The sequence below is a fragment of the Stenotrophomonas sp. YJH_SMC_135 genome, from assembly GCF_059372355.1.
This window is the reverse complement of record NZ_JCAFVN010000001.1, coordinates 477,878-496,367: the sequence shown is the minus strand read 5'-3', so window position 1 is coordinate 496,367 and position 18,490 is coordinate 477,878. Positions and strand designations below refer to the sequence as shown.

The 18,490-nt window shown below is 68.0% G+C and carries 17 protein-coding genes; 12 read left to right on the top strand and 5 right to left on the bottom strand.

The window, feature by feature from the left end:
- Positions 1–27: 27 nt before the first annotated feature.
- A complete protein-coding gene (locus AC5P98_RS02505) occupies positions 28–645 on the top strand; it encodes an HD-GYP domain-containing protein (protein ID WP_049408850.1) in 618 nt (205 codons plus the stop codon).
- Positions 646–845: 200 nt separating this feature from the next.
- Here the strand turns inward: AC5P98_RS02505 and AC5P98_RS02500 are convergent, their stop codons facing one another.
- Positions 846–2,939, bottom strand: a complete 2,094-nt coding sequence (locus tag AC5P98_RS02500; RefSeq protein WP_049408849.1) for a M13 family metallopeptidase — start codon at positions 2,937–2,939, stop codon at positions 846–848.
- A gap of 137 nt (positions 2,940–3,076) precedes the next feature.
- Between AC5P98_RS02500 and AC5P98_RS02495 the strand changes: the two genes are divergently transcribed.
- On the top strand, positions 3,077–3,538 hold the full coding sequence (locus AC5P98_RS02495; protein WP_234413139.1) for a hypothetical protein: 462 nt from the start codon (positions 3,077–3,079) through the stop codon (positions 3,536–3,538).
- A gap of 110 nt (positions 3,539–3,648) precedes the next feature.
- Here AC5P98_RS02495 and gpmA read toward each other — a convergent pair whose 3' ends face one another.
- On the bottom strand, positions 3,649–4,398 hold the full coding sequence (gpmA, locus tag AC5P98_RS02490; protein WP_014036448.1) for a 2,3-diphosphoglycerate-dependent phosphoglycerate mutase: 750 nt from the start codon (positions 4,396–4,398) through the stop codon (positions 3,649–3,651).
- 93 nt (positions 4,399–4,491) lie between these two features.
- Between gpmA and nfi the strand changes: the two genes are divergently transcribed.
- Positions 4,492–5,166: a deoxyribonuclease V gene (gene nfi / locus AC5P98_RS02485; RefSeq protein ID WP_049408848.1), complete on the top strand. Its 675-nt coding sequence runs from the start codon at positions 4,492–4,494 to the stop codon at positions 5,164–5,166.
- Between the two features lie 38 nt (positions 5,167–5,204).
- Here nfi and AC5P98_RS02480 read toward each other — a convergent pair whose 3' ends face one another.
- Together AC5P98_RS02480 and AC5P98_RS02475 are read right to left on the bottom strand one after the other, a co-directional pair.
- Positions 5,205–6,185, bottom strand: a complete 981-nt coding sequence (locus AC5P98_RS02480; RefSeq protein WP_495229842.1) for a cation diffusion facilitator family transporter — start codon at positions 6,183–6,185, stop codon at positions 5,205–5,207.
- Positions 6,186–6,365: 180 nt separating this feature from the next.
- Positions 6,366–8,615 (bottom strand): TonB-dependent siderophore receptor, encoded by a 2,250-nt coding sequence (locus tag AC5P98_RS02475; protein WP_049408862.1) that lies wholly within the window; start codon positions 8,613–8,615, stop codon positions 6,366–6,368.
- 286 nt (positions 8,616–8,901) lie between these two features.
- Here AC5P98_RS02475 and AC5P98_RS02470 point away from each other — a divergent pair, with 286 nt between their 5' ends.
- Positions 8,902–10,317, top strand: a complete 1,416-nt coding sequence (locus tag AC5P98_RS02470; RefSeq protein ID WP_032958025.1) for a GGDEF domain-containing protein — start codon at positions 8,902–8,904, stop codon at positions 10,315–10,317.
- Between the two features lie 95 nt (positions 10,318–10,412).
- Here the strand turns inward: AC5P98_RS02470 and AC5P98_RS02465 are convergent, their stop codons facing one another.
- Positions 10,413–11,615: an MFS transporter gene (locus tag AC5P98_RS02465; RefSeq protein WP_425603905.1), complete on the bottom strand. Its 1,203-nt coding sequence runs from the start codon at positions 11,613–11,615 to the stop codon at positions 10,413–10,415.
- An 89-nt stretch (positions 11,616–11,704) separates the two neighbouring features.
- On the opposite strand from AC5P98_RS02465, the gene AC5P98_RS02460 reads away from it, so the two are divergent.
- The 8 genes from AC5P98_RS02460 to AC5P98_RS02425 all read left to right on the top strand — a co-directional run bounded on the left by AC5P98_RS02460 (position 11,705) and on the right by AC5P98_RS02425 (position 18,440).
- Entirely contained in the window at positions 11,705–12,154 is a 450-nt protein-coding gene (locus AC5P98_RS02460) for a winged helix-turn-helix transcriptional regulator (protein WP_014646435.1), read from the top strand.
- A gap of 73 nt (positions 12,155–12,227) precedes the next feature.
- Positions 12,228–13,355, top strand: a complete 1,128-nt coding sequence (locus tag AC5P98_RS02455) for a metallophosphoesterase (protein ID WP_049419407.1) — start codon at positions 12,228–12,230, stop codon at positions 13,353–13,355.
- 133 nt (positions 13,356–13,488) lie between these two features.
- Complete coding sequence (locus AC5P98_RS02450) at positions 13,489–14,172, top strand: response regulator (protein WP_014646433.1); 684 nt, start codon at positions 13,489–13,491, stop codon at positions 14,170–14,172.
- Complete coding sequence (locus tag AC5P98_RS02445) at positions 14,169–15,548, top strand: sensor histidine kinase (protein WP_049419408.1); 1,380 nt, start codon at positions 14,169–14,171, stop codon at positions 15,546–15,548. Before AC5P98_RS02450 ends, AC5P98_RS02445 begins: the two co-directional genes overlap by 4 nt.
- A gap of 80 nt (positions 15,549–15,628) precedes the next feature.
- Positions 15,629–16,465 (top strand): alpha/beta hydrolase, encoded by an 837-nt coding sequence (locus tag AC5P98_RS02440; RefSeq protein WP_032958029.1) that lies wholly within the window; start codon positions 15,629–15,631, stop codon positions 16,463–16,465.
- Between the two features lies 1 nt (position 16,466).
- Positions 16,467–16,826, top strand: a complete 360-nt coding sequence (locus AC5P98_RS02435; protein ID WP_014646430.1) for an EamA family transporter — start codon at positions 16,467–16,469, stop codon at positions 16,824–16,826.
- Complete coding sequence (locus AC5P98_RS02430; RefSeq protein WP_032958031.1) at positions 16,823–17,221, top strand: DMT family transporter; 399 nt, start codon at positions 16,823–16,825, stop codon at positions 17,219–17,221. The genes AC5P98_RS02435 and AC5P98_RS02430 overlap by 4 nt, the downstream gene beginning before the upstream one ends.
- Before the next feature lie 10 nt (positions 17,222–17,231).
- Positions 17,232–18,440 carry a DegT/DnrJ/EryC1/StrS family aminotransferase gene (locus AC5P98_RS02425; RefSeq protein WP_014646428.1) on the top strand — a complete coding sequence of 403 codons (1,209 nt, stop codon included), beginning with the start codon at positions 17,232–17,234 and terminating at the stop codon, positions 18,438–18,440.
- Positions 18,441–18,490 lie beyond the last annotated feature (50 nt).

Sequence of the window (18,490 nt, the reverse complement as noted above, 5' to 3'; positions counted from 1 at the left end):
GCACCGGTCCCCACCCGGTGCGGGCGGATGACCATGTTTCCTGACGCCGTACCCGCCCCCGACCTGCTGCACGCGCAGGCCTGCCTGATCGATGCCCTCTCGATGTCGCTGCAGATGCGCGACGCCTACACCCGCCATCACTGCGACCGCGTCGGCCTGTTCGCGCAGCGGCTGGCCGCGCACTGCGATCTCGACGACGAGGCCTGTGCGCAGGTCGGCCTGGCCGCGCGCTTCCACGACATCGGCAAGATCGGCATTCCCGACGACGTACTGCTGGCACCGCGCCGGCATACCGATGAGGAGCGCGCGATCATGCGCGAGCATCCGGCGCGCGGCGAGCACATCTTCCTGGCCACCGGCCGCAGCGACGCCGCGCCCGTGGCGCGGCTGATCCGCGCCCATCACGAAGCCTTCGATGGCAGCGGCTATCCCGATGGGCTGCGCGGCGAATCCATCCCGCTGGGCGCGCGCATCGTCACCATCGCCGATGCCTACGATGCGATGACCAGCGTGCGCCCGTACCGCGACGCGATGGAGCACGAAACCGCGTTGCGGATCATCGATTCGCAGTCTGGAGGGCTGGTGGATCCCTACGTGCTGCAGCGCTTCCATCGCATGCTGGCGCGGGAGCCGGAGCTGGCCTGAGATCTTCCGGAAGGTGAAACGACCCGTCGGTAGAGTCGACTGTCAGTCGACTGCTCTTCGTCCAGATCGCGAAAATCCCGCGCTGCGCGCGATAGTCGACTGACAGTCGACTCTACCAGTCGGCGCTGCGCTACCGGCCTGGAAGACAAAAGGCCCGGCATTCGCCGGGCCTTTCGCATCACGCAGTCACGGGTGATCGATTACCAGATCACCACGCGCTTGTCGTCGGCACGCACCATCGCGTCGCCGGCCTTGCACTGGAATGCAGCGGCATAGGACGGCATGTTCGACGGTGCGCCGTTGGCACGGAAGTTGGCCGGGGCGTGCGGATCGGTGTTCAGGCGGACGCGCAGCTCACCATCGGTGAAGTTGCGGCGCCACACGGTGGCCCAGTTCATGAAGAAGCGCTGGTCCTGGCTGTGGCCATCCACTTCGACATTCGCCTTCGGGTCTTCCTTCAGCGCCATCTGCAACGCGTCGTAGGCCACGGTCAGGCCGCCGAGGTCGCCGATGTTCTCGCCCAGGGTCAGCTTGCCCTTCACGAACACGCCCGGCACCGATTCATAGCCGTCGAACTGCGCGACCAGCTGGTCGGTACGCTCGGTGAAGGCCTTGCGGTCGGCGTCGGTCCACCAGTTGTCGAAGTTGCCGTTGGCGGCGAACTGGCTGCCCGAGTCGTCGTAGCCGTGCATCATCTCGTGGCCGATGACCGCACCGATGCCGCCGTAGTTCAGCGCCGGATCGGCCTTGGCGTCGAAGAACGGTGCCTGCAGGATCGCCGCCGGGAACACGATCTCGTTCTTGGTGGCGTTGTAGTACGCGTTGACGGTCTGCGGGGTCATGCCCCACTCGGTCTTGTCCACCGGCTTGCCGATCTTGTCCAGCATGTAGCGGTAGTTGAACGCACGCGCCGCCTGCATGTTGCCCAGGTAGCTGTCGCCGTTGGTCTGCAGGCCCGCCCAGTCACGCCACTTGTCGGGGTAACCGATCTTCGGGGTGAAGCTGGCCCACTTCTCCAGGGCCTTCTTCCTGGTTTCTTCGCCCATCCACGGCAGCTGCTCCAGGCGCGCCTTCAGCGCCTGCGACAGGTTTTCCACCAGGTGCTGCATGGCGACCTTCGACTCGGCCGGGAACACGGCGTCGACGTACAGCTGGCCCAGGGCTTCGCCCATGCCACCGTTGACCGACTCCAGCACGCGCTTCCAGCGCGGCTGCATTTCCTTCTGGCCACGCAGGGTGGTGCCATAGAAATCGAAGTTGGCCTTCTCGAACTGGCTGCTCAGGTACGGCGAGGCGTCGTCGATGGTGTGGAAGCGCAGGTAGGCCTGCCAGGTGCTGGCCGGCACATCGGCCAGCATCTTGTCCATTTCACCGAAGAAGCCCGGCTGGGCCAGCGAGAACTTCTGCGCGGCCGGCACCTTGAGGGTCTCGAACAGCGCGGTCCAGCTGAAGTTCGGGGTCAGCTTGTCGGCCTCAGCCGCGCTGAGCGGGTTGTAGCGCTTGGCCGGGTCACGCATTTCGATGCGCGACATCGAGGCCTTGGCCAGGCGGGTTTCGAAGGCCATCACGGCCTTCGCCTGCTCGGCGGCCTGCGCCGCGTCCACGCCGGACAGGGTCAGCACCTGTGCGATATAGGCCACGTAGGCGTCGCGGATCTTGGCCTGCGCATCGTCGAAGTAGTAGCCCTTCTCCGGCAGGCCCAGGCCACCCTGGCCGACGTAGGCGATGACGTTGGCCGAATCCTTGTAGTCGGCATTGGCGAACAGCGAGAACAGCACGCCCTTGCCCTCGGCCTGGCTGTCGCGCAGGTACCGGGTGATGGCGGCGGTGTCGTTCAGCGCGGTGATCTTGTCCAGCTGCAGCTGCAGCGGCGCCAGGCCGGCAGCTTCGATCTTCGCTTCATCGTTGCCGGTCTTCCAGATGTCACCGATCTTCGCTTCCACCGAGCCCGCCTTGGCCTGGCTGGCGGCGGCCTGCTGCACCAGCGCGTGCTGCACTTCCAGCGAGCGCTCGCGCAGGATCTCGAAGCTGCCCCAGGTGGTCTGGTCGCCCGGCACCGGGTTGGCCTTCAGCCACTTGCTGTTGACGAAACCATTGAGGTCGGTACAGGCCGGAATGGCCGGATCGAGGTCGGCGCTGTTGAGCGAGATCAGCGGCGTCTTGATCTGCGACAGGTCGAAGGCCGGCTTGGCGTCGGCACTGGCCGCCGGGGCGGTTTCGTTCTTGCCACAGGCCGCCAGTGAGGCAGCGATGGCGATGGTCAGGCCCAGCGGGACCAGGTTGCGGACGTTCATGAGGCTCTCCTGCGGGTAATTTCACAGGGTAGCCGCGGGAGCGACGCTGGGGACCGGCCAAAGGTCACGAGCGCATGGCGCGGCTCCGTCTGCATGCCGCTATGCTCTGGCTTCCGCGATCACTGGACTTCATGACCATGGACGAAGCTGCGCTGCTGCAGGCCATCGACGCTTGTGAGTGTCTGTTCCTGGCGGGCATCGGCGAGCCGGAAGCGAATCGTCTGCGCCTGGTCGTCGAGGAAGGCCTGGTGGTCGGAAAGCCCTCCCGTGTGGAGCTCGCTCATGGACGTTCAATCGATGATGCACGTGCGATAGAGGTGATGCCCCACTCGCAGCGTTTTGAGCTGATCTGGGACCACTACATCAGCTACGCCGTGCACAACGAGTCCTACCAGAGCTGGGACGACGCCGAAACCTGGAGCGGCAACCTGTTCCGCCGCTACAGCCGTTCGAAGTTCCTCGATTATCTGGACCATGCCACCTTTGCCGATGTCAGTTACCCGGGCCCATTCACGCACTATCAGGTGATATGCCAGGAACACGTCATCGACATTGCCGCGTTGCGGCCGCCGAAGGTGCGCCGCATGGATCCCTCGTAGCTGGCTGATGCAGCCCCCATGGGTTGGCTCTACCGGGTTGCGACAGCGCCGGCCGAGCGTGGGCTCGGCTCGACAAAAGCGAAGGCCGGCTTGCGCCGGCCTTGTGCTTCTTACTTCGCCTTGCCCTGGTTGGCCACGGCTTCGGCGGCCTTGCGCGCTGCTTCCGGGTCGCCCAGGTAGCGGAACGACTGCACGGTCAGGTCGTCGTTCAGTTCGAACAGCAGCGGGATGCCGGTCGGGATGTTCAGCTCGAGGATCTCCTCGCGCGAGACATTGTTGAGGTACTTGTACAGCGCGCGCAGCGAGTTGCCGTGGGCAGTGACCAGCACGGTCTTGCCGTCCTTCAGCTGCGGCGCGATGGCGTCGTGCCAGTACGGCAGCACGCGGTCCAGGGTGGTGGCCAGCGACTCGGTGCCCGGCAGCGCGTTGCGGTCCAGACCGGCGTAGCGGCGGTCATGGATCGGGTGGCCCGGATCTTCCAGGTCCATCGGCGGCGGCGGGATGTCGTACGAGCGACGCCAGACCTTGACCTGCTCTTCGCCGTGCTTGGCCGCGGTCTCGGCCTTGTCCAGCCCCTGCAGGCCGCCGTAGTGCCGCTCGTTGAGGCGCCAGGACTTGTTCACCGGCAGCCAGTCCTGCTCCAGCTCGGCCAGCGCACCCTGCAGGGTGTGGATGGCACGCTTGAGCACGGAGGTGTGGGCGACGTCGAACTGCAGGCCTTCCTCGCGCATCAGGCGACCGGCGGCGGCCGCTTCCCGGCGCCCCTGCTCGGTCAGGTCGACATCGACCCAGCCGGTGAAGCGGTTGTCCAGGTTCCACTGGCTCTGGCCATGGCGCAACAGTACGAGTTTACGGGTCACTGCAGGGTCTCCAACGCGAGGAAAGGCAGGCCGCCATTGTAGCCCGGCCGCCGCTCACCGGGCCGTGGCGCCGCCCGTGCGATGCTGTGACCGATGAATACGGTGATCGATCCCGGACGTTGGGAAGGCAGCGTCTCCGCGGCACGCGCGCAGCAGCTCCAGCTGGCCGGCCGCGTGGAGCGCCAGGACCGCCTGCCACGCGACGTCCGTTGGCTGGCCGGGCTGGATGTTGGCTTTGAAGACGACGGCGCCATCACCCGCGCCGCGGCGGTACTGCTGGACGTGGAGACGCTGAAGCCCGTGGCGCAGGAGATCGCGCGCATCCCCACGGTGATGCCCTACATCCCCGGCCTGCTCAGCTTCCGCGAGCTGCCGGCACTGCTGGCCGCGCTGGCGCTGCTGCCGCGCACGCCGGACCTGGTGTTCGTCGATGGCCATGGCATCAGCCATCCGCGCCGGCTGGGCGTGGCCGCGCATCTGGGCGTGGTCACCGACCTGCCCAGCATCGGCGTGGCCAAGTCGAAGCTGGTGGGCCGGTTCGTCGAACCGGGCGCCGAGGCCGGTGCACATGCGCCGCTGCAGGATGGCGACGAACAACTGGGCTGGGTGCTGCGCAGCAAGGTGCGCTGCAAGCCGCTGTTCGTGGCCGGCGGCCATCGGGTCAGTGCCGATACCGCGCTGGACTGGGTGCAGCGCACGCTGCGCGGTTACCGGCTGCCGGAACCGACCCGGCTGGCGGATCGGCTGGCCTCGCGACGCGACGAATGACCGCACCGGGCATTCCCCGGTGCGGCTTTCATTTTCATTCAATGATGCACGTGGCCGCGATGGCCCTGCGCGTCCTCACCGTGGTCGTGGCCTTCATGGCCCTGCTGCGCGCCGCTCTTGGCCGACGCCGGTCCAGCGCAGGCTTCACCACAGTGGTCCGCTTCAATCTGCAGCGTCACGTGTTCGATGCCGAAGTCATCGTGCAGGCGCCCGCCCAGCTCACGGCGCAGCGCATCGGCGTCGGTGCCGTCGCGCATCACGATGTGCGCGGTCAGCGCCGGCGTGCTGGAGGCCAGCGCCCACACATGCAGGTCATGCACGTCCAGCACCGCAGCATGACCGGACAGGCTGTCGCGTACCTTGGCCACGTCCATGCCCTTGGGCACGCCTTCCAGCAGCACGTTGATCGCCTCGCGCATCAGCACGTAGGTGCGCGGCAGTACCCACAGGCCGATCAGCACCGCCAGGATCGGGTCGATCGGCTTCCAGCCGGTCCACTTGATCAACAACGCACCGGCGATCACCGCCACCGAGCCAAGCATGTCCGCCCACACTTCCAGGTAGGCGCCCTTCACGTTCAGGCTCTCGCCGCTGCCGGCCTGCAGCAGGCGCATCGAGATCAGGTTGATGACCAGGCCTGCGGCGGCGATCACCAGCATGCCCGAAGATGCGATCTCCTGCGGTTCGCGGAAACGACCGATCGCCTCCCACAGGATGTAGGCGGCGACCACGAACAGCATGGCGCCGTTGATCATCGCGCCCAGCGCTTCCAGGCGTGCATAGCCGTAGGTGCGGCGCGCGTCCGGCGGGCGTCGGCTCAACCGCACCGCGACCAGCGCGATCATCAGTGCCAGTGCATCGGTGGCCATGTGTGCCGCGTCGGACAGCAGCGCCAGGCTGTTGGTCCAGAACGCGCCCACCACCTCGATGACGAGGAAGGTGGAGGTCAGGCCGAGGGCCCACCACAAGGGTTTCTCGTGGCGGATCTGGGATGGCAGGTGATCGTGGTCGTGGCCCATGGCAACAGCTCCTTTGCGATGCGGTGCAGGCTACGCCGTGCTGGCGGGGGAGACTATTACGGTGTTTATAACATTGCAGCCCAGGCGATCCCTCACCGTGCATGGCCCGGCGCTACCGGAGCGTGGCCGGCAGCGCCAGGCCTGGCCTGGCGACCGCAGCGGACCGGCGTCCGCGTGCGGTCAGAACCCGAAGCGCAGGCTGGCCCAGTACGCGCGGCCCGGTTCGTTGTAGGTCGCCGCACCGGCATCGCTGCTGTTGGCCTCGCGGAACAGGCGCTTGTCGGCCAGGTTGTTCACGCCGAAGCCGAAGCTGACGGTCCCGGTCACCCTGTAGCGCGCGCTCACGCCCCAGATGTTGTAGGCACCGCGGTCCTGCAGCGCGATCGAGGGATCGCAGCTGCCGGTGCAGCGCGGATCATTGTTGATGTTGGCGGTGGCCGGCTTCTGCTTGCCGTAGAACGTGCCGGTCAGCAGCACCGACAGCTTGTCGGTGGCCTGCCAGTCCAGCATCGTGTTGACGGTGTACTTCGGGATCACCGACAGCGGCTGGCCGGTGCTCTTGTTCTCGTTTTCCACCATGTAGGTGAAGTTGTTGCTCCATTTCAGGCGGTTGCCCTGCTCGCCCAGCAGCGGGATCACCAGGTTGCCTTCAAGCCCCTGCACGATCGCCTTGGGCGCGTTCTCCCAGCGGAAGATGCGGCCCTTGGTGTCGGCGGTCAGGCCAATCTGGGTGTAGCCGGCCTGGATCTTGTCCTTGTAGTCGTTGTGGAAGTAGGTCAACGAGGCCTGCCAGCCGCTCTGCGGTGCCCACTCGATGCCCAGTTCCTTGTTCAGGCTGGTTTCCGCCTTCAGGTCCGCGTTGCCGCGCATGTAGCAACCGGCACCCAGGCTCGGCAGTGCATTCGGGCAGCCGTTGCCACGGGTGTAGTACAGATAGTCCGGATTGGACTGGTACAGGTTCGGCGCCTTGAACGCGCGGGCGATGCCGCCCTTCACCACCCAGTCGCTGTTGATGCGGAACTGCGCATTGAGGCTGGGGCTGGTGTTGTTGCCGAACTGGCTGTGGTGGTCGAAGCGCAGGCCCGGGGTGACGATCCAGCGCTCACCCAGGTAGATGTTGTCTTCGACGAACACTGCGGTGGTCTGCGCGTCGGCCTTGCCCCGCGCGCGATCGGCCGACAGCCCCGGGATGCCGCCGCCGCTGCTGCTGGACTGGCTCATCGAGTACGGGTCGGTCAGGCGGCTGTCCAGGTATTCAAAGCCCAGCGTCCAGATGTTCTCGGCGCTGCCCAGCGAGGTCGGGAAGCTCACTTCGCCATCCAGCTGGTAGTTGCGCAGGCGCGAGGTCGACCAGTCGGTGCCGTTGAAGCTGCCTTCCGGGCCACCGGCCAGGCCTTCATTGATGCGCGAGTTGTTGACCGCTTCCACCGCGGCGGTCACCCGCGAGGTCACGTCGCCCCAGCGGCCGCGATGGGTGATCGCGCCGGTGTTGCGGTACATGCGGTTGGTTTCCGCTTCGCCTTCGGCCAGCGCCGCCAGGTCAACGCCGGTCGAGGTACCGGTAGTGCTGACCGCGCGGTCACCGGCGTAGATGTTGCCCTGGCGGCTGGTGCCGGCTTCGAACTCCACCACCTGGTCGGTGGTGATGTCCCAGCGCAGCAACGCGTTGACGTCGCGGTTCTTGACACCCTCGCGGCCAGCCGGTGGCACCGCGTTCGGGTTGGTGGCGTACTGGCGGTTGAGGTCCAGTGAGTCGGCGTCGGTCTTGTTGAGGTTGCCGTACAGGCGGAACGACAGGGTGTCGGTCATCGGCCCGCTCAGCTGCAGGCCGACGCGCTCGCTGCCGCCTTCGGCGCTGTGCTCGGGCACCAGGCCATACAGGTCGACCGCTCCGGTCAGGTCGCCGGTCGGGCGCTTGGTGATGATGTTGACCACGCCGCCGGACGCACCGGAGCCATAGCGTGCCGCCGCAGGGCCGCGCAGCACTTCGATGCGCTCGATCATTTCCGCCGGCACCCAGTTGGTATCACCGCGGGTATTGCGCTCACCGCTACGGCCCATGCGCACGGCGTCACGCGCACCGATGCGCTTGCCGTCGACCAGGATCAGGGTGTTTTCCGGCCCCATGCCACGCAGGTCGATCTGGCGGTTGTTGCCGTACTGGCCCGAGGCGCTGTTGCCGGTGAGGTTGACGCCCGGCATGGTGCGCAGCAGCTCGGCGATGTCGTTGGCCGGCGGGCGCTTGGCGATGTCCTCGGCGGTGATGGTCGAGGTACCCAGTGCCTGGCGGGCAATCTGCGAGGCGGTGACATGCACCGTGTCGATATCGGTGGCATCGGTTCCGGCCTGGGCGGTCAGGGCGCTTCCCGCCAGCAGGGCGGCAACGGCGAGCGCCAGCGGGCGCGGCGAAAGGACAACGGCAGGAGACATGGTCTGGACCTTCTGGCAGGGCAACGGGGCCTCTGGCAAAGGGCTTGAGGCAACGACGAGGGGGAGGCGGAGCGTCGCTGCAGTCGCCTGCGGCCCGATCCGTGCGCGCATTCTCCCATCAATGCGAGTGATTCTCAAATGCGTTCACTCATTGCCGCCGCGGCGCCGACGTGCTTTGCGCGCCGTGCAACCCTGCATCGCGCATAAACTGACCGGCCAACCCGCCATCAACCGTGCGCCACCGCGGCCGATACCCGTGGTTTGCCGTACGCAGTCAGAGATCGACGTGGAACCACCCCAACTGGACGATGCCAGCCAACCGCTGGCCGAGGCCTGGCAGCACTGCCTGCAACAGGCCGGCCCTGCCGCCACCGCGCTGCTGCACGCCGCCGCCGCCGATGCCCCGCCGGCGCTGGCCCAACGCTTCTACGAAGTGCTGCTGCAGGACGGGCGTGCACGCCGCTTCCTGTCCCACGACCAGGTCAAGCAGCGCCTGCAGCCGGCCATGCAGCGCTGGCTGGTGCAGTTGCTGACCACCAATGCCGACGGTATTGCCGGCGCCGTTGCCTCGCAGCGGGTGATCGGCGATGTGCATGCCCGGGTCGGTATTCCGGTCGACCTGGTCACCCGCGGCGCGCGCGTGCTCAAGCACGAACTGTTCGTGCGCCTGCACGACGACGCGCCCGACAGTGCCACTGCGTTCGCCGCCATCGACTGCCTCAGCGCGATCATGGACATCGCCATGGAAGGCATGACCCTGGCCTATACCCATGCACGCGAGCGCTCGACCCGCGCCGATGCTGCGTACCGGCTGTTCTCGCTGGTGCAGAACGTCGGCACCGAACGCGAACGCCAGCGCGCACTGCTGCTGGACTGGGAGAACGCCCTGCTCTACGCGCTCGCTGGCCACGTACAGGCCAGCGACAGCGCCAGCCTGGCCACTTCCGAGTTCGGCCTGTGGTTCACCCACAAGGGCATCCCCAGCTTCGGCGAGAGCAGCGAGACCCGGCAGGTCGGCCAGCTGATGGCCCGCATCGACAGCAACCTGCAGCGGGCGAGCAACGATGCCCCGGCACAACGACTGGCGGTGCTGCCGGCCATCCGCGAGGACCTGGCCGCCATCCGCACCCTGATGACGCTGCTGTTCGAGCGCATCGGTGAGCTGGATGCCGGCAGCGATGCGCTGACCAACCTGCTCAACCGCCGCTTCCTGCCTACCGTGCTGCGCCGGGAGATCGAGCTGGCCACGCGCAACCGCACGCCATTCTCGCTGCTGCTGCTCGACCTGGATCACTTCAAGGCGATCAACGACGGCCACGGCCACGACGCCGGGGACCGCGCGCTGCAGCACGTCGCCGGCCTGCTCGGCCAGCTGACCCGCGGCAGTGACTACCTGTTCCGCTATGGCGGCGAGGAGTTCGTGGTGGTGCTGGTCGCGGCCAGCGAATCACAGGCCGCGGTGATCGCCGAAAGCCTGCGGCGGCAGATCGCGCAGTCACCGGTGGCATTGGCCAACGGCCAGGTACTGGCACTGACCGCCAGCATCGGCGTAGCCGGCCATGACGGCCACCCGGACTACGAGCGGCTGATGGCACGGGCCGATGCGGCGATGTACGAGGCCAAGCGCAGCGGCCGCAACCGCGTGGTAGTGGCCAGCGCGGACCTTGAGGAAGCCCCGGGGCGGCGTGCACTGCAGCGATGACGACAGGACAGGTAGAGTCGACCGCTGGTCGACTATCGCGCGCAGCGCGGGATTTTTCGCACGCGGGGCGAAGAGCAGTCGACTGACAGTCGACTCTACCGACAGTCGGCTCTACCGTTCCGCGCGCCAGCCGATGCATTGGACGCCACCACCCGCCATGCTGCCCACCACAGCAGCGCCAGCGCCGCGATGCCTGCACCCAGCAGGCACACCGCAGGCCAGCCATGCCGGGCCTGCATCCAGGGCCCGGCAGCCGCACCGGCACCACTGCCCACTGCATAGAACAGCATGTACAACGCCACCAGGCGCCCATGCTGTTCTGCCGGTGCACGCAGCAGCAGCGCCTGGTTCGATACGTGCAGTGCCTGCCCACCGAGGTCGAGCACGATCACGCCCAGCAGCAGCAACGACAGCGACTGCGGCAGGCCCAGCAGCGGCCACCACGCGGCCAGCATCAGCAGCAACGCGCCAAGACTGACCCGACCGGCGAAACCGCGGTCCATCCAGTGCCCGACCCGCGCCGCCATCAAGGCGCCCACTACGCCGGCCAGGCCCAGTGCGCCGATGGCCGCGGTGGACCACTGCAACGGAGGCGCCGACAACGGCAGCGGCACCGCCGCCCAGAACACGTTGAGGCCAGCAAACAGCAGCAATGCCAGCGGCCCACGCTCGCGCAGCGCGCGGTCCCGGCGCAGCATGCCCAGCATCGAACCCAGCAGTTCGCGCCAGCGCGGTGGTACCGCCGGCACCGGCACCGCCGGCAGGCGCCGCCACAGCAGCACGGCCAGGGCCGCCATCAGCGCTGCCGACAGCAGATAGACCGCCCGCCAGCCGACGGTGGCCGCGACCGCGCCCGATACAACGCGCGCCAGCAACAGGCCGATGAACACGCCGCCCTGCACCACGCCCACCAGGCGCCCGCGCTGCTCGGGCGGCGCAAGCGTGGCGGTATAGGCGATCAAGCCCTGGGTCAGCGCGGTGCCCAACAGCCCGGCCAGCAGCATGCCCGACAACAGCCAACCGGCCGTGCGTGCCGCTGCCAGCCACAGCAGGGCCAGCACCAGCGCCATCAACTGCATCCGCAGCAGGCGTCGCCGGTCACCGCGATCGGCGAGCGGCAGCAGGCCCAGCAATGCCAGCACACTGCCGGCCTGGGTTGCCGCCAACACTGCGCCCGCCACGGCACGGTCCAGTGCGAAGGCCTGTGCCAGCCGATCCAGCAGCGGTTGCGCGTAGTAGACGTTGGCAACGCTGGCGCCGGCCGCGACCGCCAGCAGGGTCAGCAATGGGCGGGACATCGATGCGCTCATGATGTAGTTGCAATTTGAAACTTGATGCAGGCTATCGCCATTGGTTTTAAACTGCAACCACATTCGGAGGCCACAGCATGCACGCCAACAGTCCCTGCCCCGTTGCCCGCAGCGCCGACCTGCTCGGTGATCGCTGGGCACTGCTGGTGATCCGCGATGCCTTCGACGGCGTCACGCGCTTTGGCGACTTCCAGCGCAGCCTCGGCGCGGCGCGCAACATCCTCAGCGATCGCCTGCGCAGGCTGGTCGAGGCCGGCATCCTGCAACTGCAACCGGCCTCCGATGGCTCGGCCTACCAGGAATACGTGCTCACCCACGCCGGCCAGGAACTGTTCCCGCTGCTGGTCGCGCTGCGCCAGTGGGGAGAACGCCATCGCTTCAGCGCCGGTGAAGCCCATTCGCAGTTGATCGAATCCAGCACGCGGCGACCACTGCCCTACATGCAGCCGCACGGGCGCGACGGTCAGCCGCTGCAGGCCGCCGCCACCCGCGTGCGCAAGCTCAAGGACGACCGGCGCGGCGCCTGATCCGCCCATTCGCGCACACCACGATCCGGCCGCGCCGGTTAGCATCGGAGGTTTCGGCCGCCGGACGCCGCCGATGCCGCGCTATCGCCCTTCCCTGCTGACCGCCCTGCTGTTGCCGCTGCTGGCCTGCGCCACAGCAACCACGCAGGCCCGCGAGGTTGCCGCGCCCGCCGACCACGTGCAGGCCGATGGCCCCTATGTATTCCGCCAGGGCGACCAGCTGCAGGCCAAGTGGATCTGCGACGACAAGGTCGAGTCGCGCTCGCTGGCCATCAACACGACGGGCACCGATATCGCGCCGCGCTGTGGCTACGAACACACCGTGCACGTGGCCGCGCCGAATGCGGCCTCGGTCTCCGTGCTGCCGGCCGCGCCGCGCATCGTCGCGCTGTCGGACATCCATGGCCAGTACGGGCTGCTGGTGCGCCTGCTGCGCGCCCACCAGGTCATCGACGCCCAGGATCGCTGGGCCCTGGGTAAGGACACGCTGGTCATCGCTGGCGATGTATTCGACCGCGGCCCGCAGGTGACCGAGGCGTTCTGGCTGCTGTACGGCCTGCAGCAGCAGGCCGCCGCCGCCGGTGGCGCAGTGCACTTCGTGCTAGGCAACCACGAAACCATGGTGCTGTACGACGACCTGCGCTACGTCAACCCGAAGTACCTGCGCAGCGCCCAGCTGCTGGGCCGCAGCTACCCGCAACTGTATGGCGCCGACTCGGTGATGGGGCAGTGGCTGCGCACCCGCCCGGTGCTGCTGAAGATCGGCGATACCCTGTTCCTGCATGGCGGCATCTCGCCCGAGGCGTTGCAGCTGGCGCTGGACCCGGTACGCACCAATGCGGCCTACCAGGCCTCTCTGGGCCTGCCCAAGGCCGAAGTGAAGGCCGACCCGGCCACCGCACCGCTGTATGACGGCAAGACCAGCCCGATCTGGTACCGCGGCTATTTCGATGGCCGCCTCGACACCGCGGGGGTACAGGCCGTGCTCGACCGCCTGCAGCTCACGCGCATCGTGGTCGGCCACACCTCGATGCCGCACGTCAGCAGCTTCCATGGCGACCGCGTGATCGCCATCGACAGCAGCATCAAGAACGGCGAGAACGGCGAACTGCTGTTCATCGAGGATGGCAGGCTCAGCCGCGGCCTGCTGGACGGCTCACGGGTGCCGCTGGCACTGGGTGAGCCGGGCCTGCAGGACTGAATGGCGGGACAGCGCGACGGTGCCGGGAGGTGCCGGCGCGCTCCACCTTCCCCCCGTTTGCGGCTACCCTCGGCAGCCGAGAGGCCCGCCCCGTCCACCCGCTGGGCCCGACCGTTACAGGAGCTCCCCGCGCATGCGCGTTCTGATTGCTGAAGACGACCCGGACATCGCCTCCGGCCTGTGCGCCTCGCTGCGCCGGCAGGGGCATGTGGTCGACCACGTCGACAACGGCGCGCACGCCGACGCCGCGCTGGGTTCGACCCAATACGCGCTGCTGGTGCTGGACCTGGGCCTGCCGCAGCTGGATGGCCGCGACGTGCTGCAGCGCCTGCGCCAGCGCGGCGATGGCCTGGCGGTACTGGTGGTGACCGCCCGCGACGGCCTGGCCGAACGCGTGCGCGTGCTCGACCTCGGTGCCGACGACTACCTGGTCAAGCCATTCGCACTGGACGAATTCGAAGCCCGCGTGCGCGCACAGCTGCGCCGCGTGACCAGCAATGGCAACCCGGACCTGCGCATCGGCCGCCTGCGCATCGATCTGGCCGGGCATCGGGTGTGGATCGACGATCAGTCGCTGGAACTGACCGCACGCGAGTTCGGCCTGCTGTCGGCGCTGGCGGTACGGGCCGAGCGCATCGTCTCGCGCGCACAGCTGGTGGAGGCGCTGTGCGACTGGGGCCAGGACCTGACCGACAACGGCCTGGACATCGCCCTGCACCGCCTGCGCCGCAAGCTGCAGCCCGGCGGCATGGGCATCCGCACCGTGCGCGGACTGGGCTACATGCTGGAAGACGCGCAGGACGACAGCGCCCCGTGATCAGCGGCCCCCCCAGCCTGCGTCGGCGCCTGCTCGCCTTCCTGGCGTTGCCGATGCTGGGCCTGCTTACCTTCAATACGATCCTGGCCTATTACGTTGCGTTGGATTATTCCAACCGCATCCACGACCGTAACCTGATCGACGACACGCACTCGTTCGCGCAGATGCTGAGCACCATGCCGGTGACCAGCGACCTGTCTCCGCAGGCGCGCTTCCTGATCGAGTACGACCCCGACGGCCATCGCTATTTCAACGTCGACAGCAGCCGCAAGGGCACCCTCAGCGGCAATGCGGACTTCAGCCCGTATGCCCCTTCTCAGGACTGCACCGGCGTGCATCCGGCCCTGTACGACGGCAACCTCAATGGCCAGCAGGTGCGCATGGCCACCGTCTGCACGCAGGCGATGAACGATCCGCAGGACGAGCTGGCGGTGACCGTGGCCGAAAGCATGGCCGACCGCCGCCAGCGTGCGCGCGAGATCCTGATGATCATCATCCCGCTGATGACCATGCTGGCGCTGGGCACCGCAGCGCTGGTCTGGTTCGGCGTGACCTACGGCCTGCGCATCCTCACGCCGCTGAGGACCCGCCTGGCGCAGCGCCGTGGCGAACTGGCACCGATCTCCGACGCCGACGTGCCGGAGGAGATCCAGCCGCTGATCAGCACCATCGACGATCTGTTCGCGCGCCAGGCGGAAATGATCACGCTGCAGAACCGCTTCATCGCCGATGCCGCGCATCAGCTGCGTTCGCCGCTGGCCGGCATGGCCCTGCATGTGGACCAGGCGCTGGCCCATGGTGACCCGGACACGGTGCGCGAGGCATTGCAGCACATCCGCCGGCTCAACCAGCGCACCGCCCGGGTCAGCACCCAGCTGCTCGCACTGAGCCGGGCGCAGACCGTGCCCGATACCGTGGAGGCACTGGACCTGTGCGAGCTGGTGCCGCAGTGGGTCGGCATGCGCGTGCCCGAAGCGATCCGCGATGGCATTGATCTTGGCTACCGCGGCAGCCCCCACCCGCTGCGCGTGCTCGGCAACGGTGCCCAGCTGCAGGAAGCACTGGACAACCTGATCGACAACGCGCTGCGCTATGCCGGCCGCGATGCGACCGTCACGGTCGGCGTGCATGCGCTGGATGACAATGACGTCGAACTGTACGTGGAGGACAACGGCCCCGGCGTGCCCGAGGACGTGATGCCACGGCTGGGCGAGCGCTTCTTCCGAGCGCCTGGCACCGCAGCCAGCGGCACCGGCCTGGGCCTGGCCATCGCGCACGAAGCGGTGGAGCATTCCGGCGGCCGCCTTACCTTCCTCAACCGCGCCGGTGGGGGCCTGAAGGTCGCCATCACACTGCCGCTGCTGAAGGCCCCCTGACCCGTACCGGGGCGCTGAAAGGCTGGCGAAAATCGCGCTTGCGATCCTGACCATCCCCACTGCCGTCCCGGAGCCGCCAGGTGACCGAATCGCACGACTTCTTCCTCCCCGGTGGCCCGCAGGGCGTGCTGCTGGTCCACGGCCTGACCGGCACCCCGGCGGAAATGCGCATGCTGGGCAAGGGCCTGAACAACGCCGGCTTCACCGTACACGGCGTGCAGTTGCCCGGCCATTGCGGCACCGTGGATGACCTGCTGGCGACCACCTGGGAACAGTGGTACCAGGGCGTGGAAGATGCAGCGGCGAGCCTGCGTGGCAAGGTCGACCAGTTGTTCGTCGGCGGCCTGTCGATGGGCGCGGTACTGGCGCTGGCGCTGGCTGCACGCCGCCCCGAATGGGTGTCCGGCGTCGGCGTGTATGGCGCCACCTTCCGCTACGACGGCTGGAACATTCCCGCCGTGGCCCGCCTGTCGTTCCTGCTGCCGTGGTTCAAGCGCTTCAACATCGGCCGCGACCGCATGTTCATGGAAGAACCGCCCTATGGCCTGCGTGACGAGCGCCTGCGTGCGCAGGTCAGTGCCGCCATGCTGTCCGGCGACAGCGCCGCGGCCGGCCTGCCGGGCAACCCCTGGCACGCGCTGGCCGAGATGCGCGCCCTGAGCAACTGGACCCGCCGCCACCTGCACCAGGTCACCGCACCGTGCCTGGTGATGCACGCCCGCGAAGACGACGTGGCCAGCATGGGCAACGCCGAACTGGTGATATCGAGGGTCAGCGGCCCGAAGGAACTGGTGGTGCTGGAAGACAGCTACCACATGATCACGATCGACCGCGAACGCCGCGAGGTGATCCGCCGCAGCGCGCGTTTCTTCACCGAAATCGGTGAACGCAGCGGCGTGCTCAAGGCGGTGGCCTGAGATGGGGGCACTCGCCACGCTGCTGTGGCTGGCCAATGTGGTGCTCGATACCGGTGGCCAGCTCGCCTTCAAGGCCGCCGCCAGCGACCCGCAGGATGGCGAAGGACTGCAACGCTGGAAACACATGCTCAGCCGCCCCTGGCTGTGGATCGGCATCGCCTGCTACGTGCTTGAGTTCGTTGCCTGGATCGCGTTCCTGTCGCTGGTGCCGTTGTCCAAGGGCGTGCTGCTGGGCTCGATCAACATCGTCGCGCTGATGATCGCCGGCCGCATCCTGTTCCGCGAAAAGCTCACGCCATTGCGGGTGACCGGCATGCTGCTGGTCACGGCGGGCGTGGCGGTGGTGGGGGCCGGCTCATGAGGCGCCTGTATGTGATCGGCTTTCCCCTGCTGATGGCCTTCGACACGCTGGCCCAGCTGTGCTTCAAGTACGCCGGTGACGCCGCGCTGCCGGTCGAGGCCAACACCGCGTGGCTGTTGCGCGTGCTGTCGCAGCCGTGGGTATACGGCGCGGTCCTCGGCTACATCGGCGCGTTCTTCACCTGGATGAGCCTGCTGCGCCATGCGCCGATCGGCCCGGCGTTCGCGGCCTCGCACCTGGAGGTGATCAGTGTGCTGCTGCTGTCGGCCTGGCTGCTGAAAGAGCCGCTCACCCTGCACCACCTTGTCGGTGCGGTACTGATCGTGGCTGGCATCGTCTGCCTCGGCCGCGCCGAAGCGGACGACCCGCACAGCCCCGCCGACAGCACTTCGTGAGCGGGCTGCGATGAGCCTGTTCGCGCGCGAACTGCCGCCGACCGCTGGCCTGCCGATGCAGGCCAGCGACTTCCTTCCCGGCGGCGGCGACCTGCGCGACATCCTGGCCACCCAGCTCGGCACACCGCCGCTGCAGCTGACCTGTTCCGGCACCCACGCGCTGCTGATCGCACTGCGCACCCTGCGCAAGCGCGCGCCCAAGCGCGATACCGTGATCCTGCCGGCCTATACCTGTCCGCTGGTGCCGATCGCGGTACACAGCCTCGGCCTGCGCGTGCAGCTGTGCGATACCCGGCGTGGCCATTTCGACTTTGATCCGGCACAGCTCTCGCGCCTGGCCGACGCACGGACGCTGGCGATCCTGCCCACCCACCTCGGCGGGCGCATCGCCGATGTCGAACGGGCCTGCGAGGTCGCACGCGGCGCCGGTGCCTGGGTGATCGAAGATGCCGCACAGGCGCTGGGCGCACGGGTCGGCAACAGCAGCGTGGGGCTGCGTGGCGACATCGGATTCTTCAGCCTGGCCGCCGGCAAGGGGCTGAGCCTGCATGAAGGCGGCCTGCTGGTCAGCCGCGATGACGAGCTGCGCGCCGCGCTGGCCGAACATGCCGCCGAACAGGTACGTTTCAGCCTGCGCTGGGAGCTGCTTCGCAGCGTGCAGCTGCTGGGTCTTGCCGCCTGTTACCGCCCCTCGCTGCTGTCGCTGGTGTACGGCAATCCGCTGCGCAGCGCCCTGCAACGCGGCGATCTGGAAGACGCGGTCGGAGACATTTTCCCGCTGGACATCCCGCAGCACCGGGTCAGCCAGTGGCGGCAGAACGTGGGCGCCCACGCTGCACGGCGGCTGCCTGCGTTCCTGCAGGCCGGGCGCCTGCGCGCACTGCAGCTGCGTGTGCAGCTGGCACAGCTGCCGGCGGTGGAGGTGGTCGATGGCCTGGCCGGCACCGGCGGCACCTGGCCGATGCTGATGCTGCTGCTGCCCAGCCAGCGCGCGCGCGATGCCGCACTGGACGAACTGTGGCCGCGCGGCCTCGGTGCCAGCCGCATGTTCATCCATGCCCTGCCCGACTACGCCTACCTGCGTGGCATCGTGCCGCAGGACGACATGCCGAACGCGCGCGACTTCGCCGCACGCATGCTGACCCTCGGCAACAGCGCCTGGCAGACCCGGGAAGAGACCGCGCAGATCCTGCGGGCGCTGGCCGCTGCGCAGCCCTGAAAGCGCGGTTTTCACGGCATCACGCCCATTCAGCACGCTCGATTCCTGAA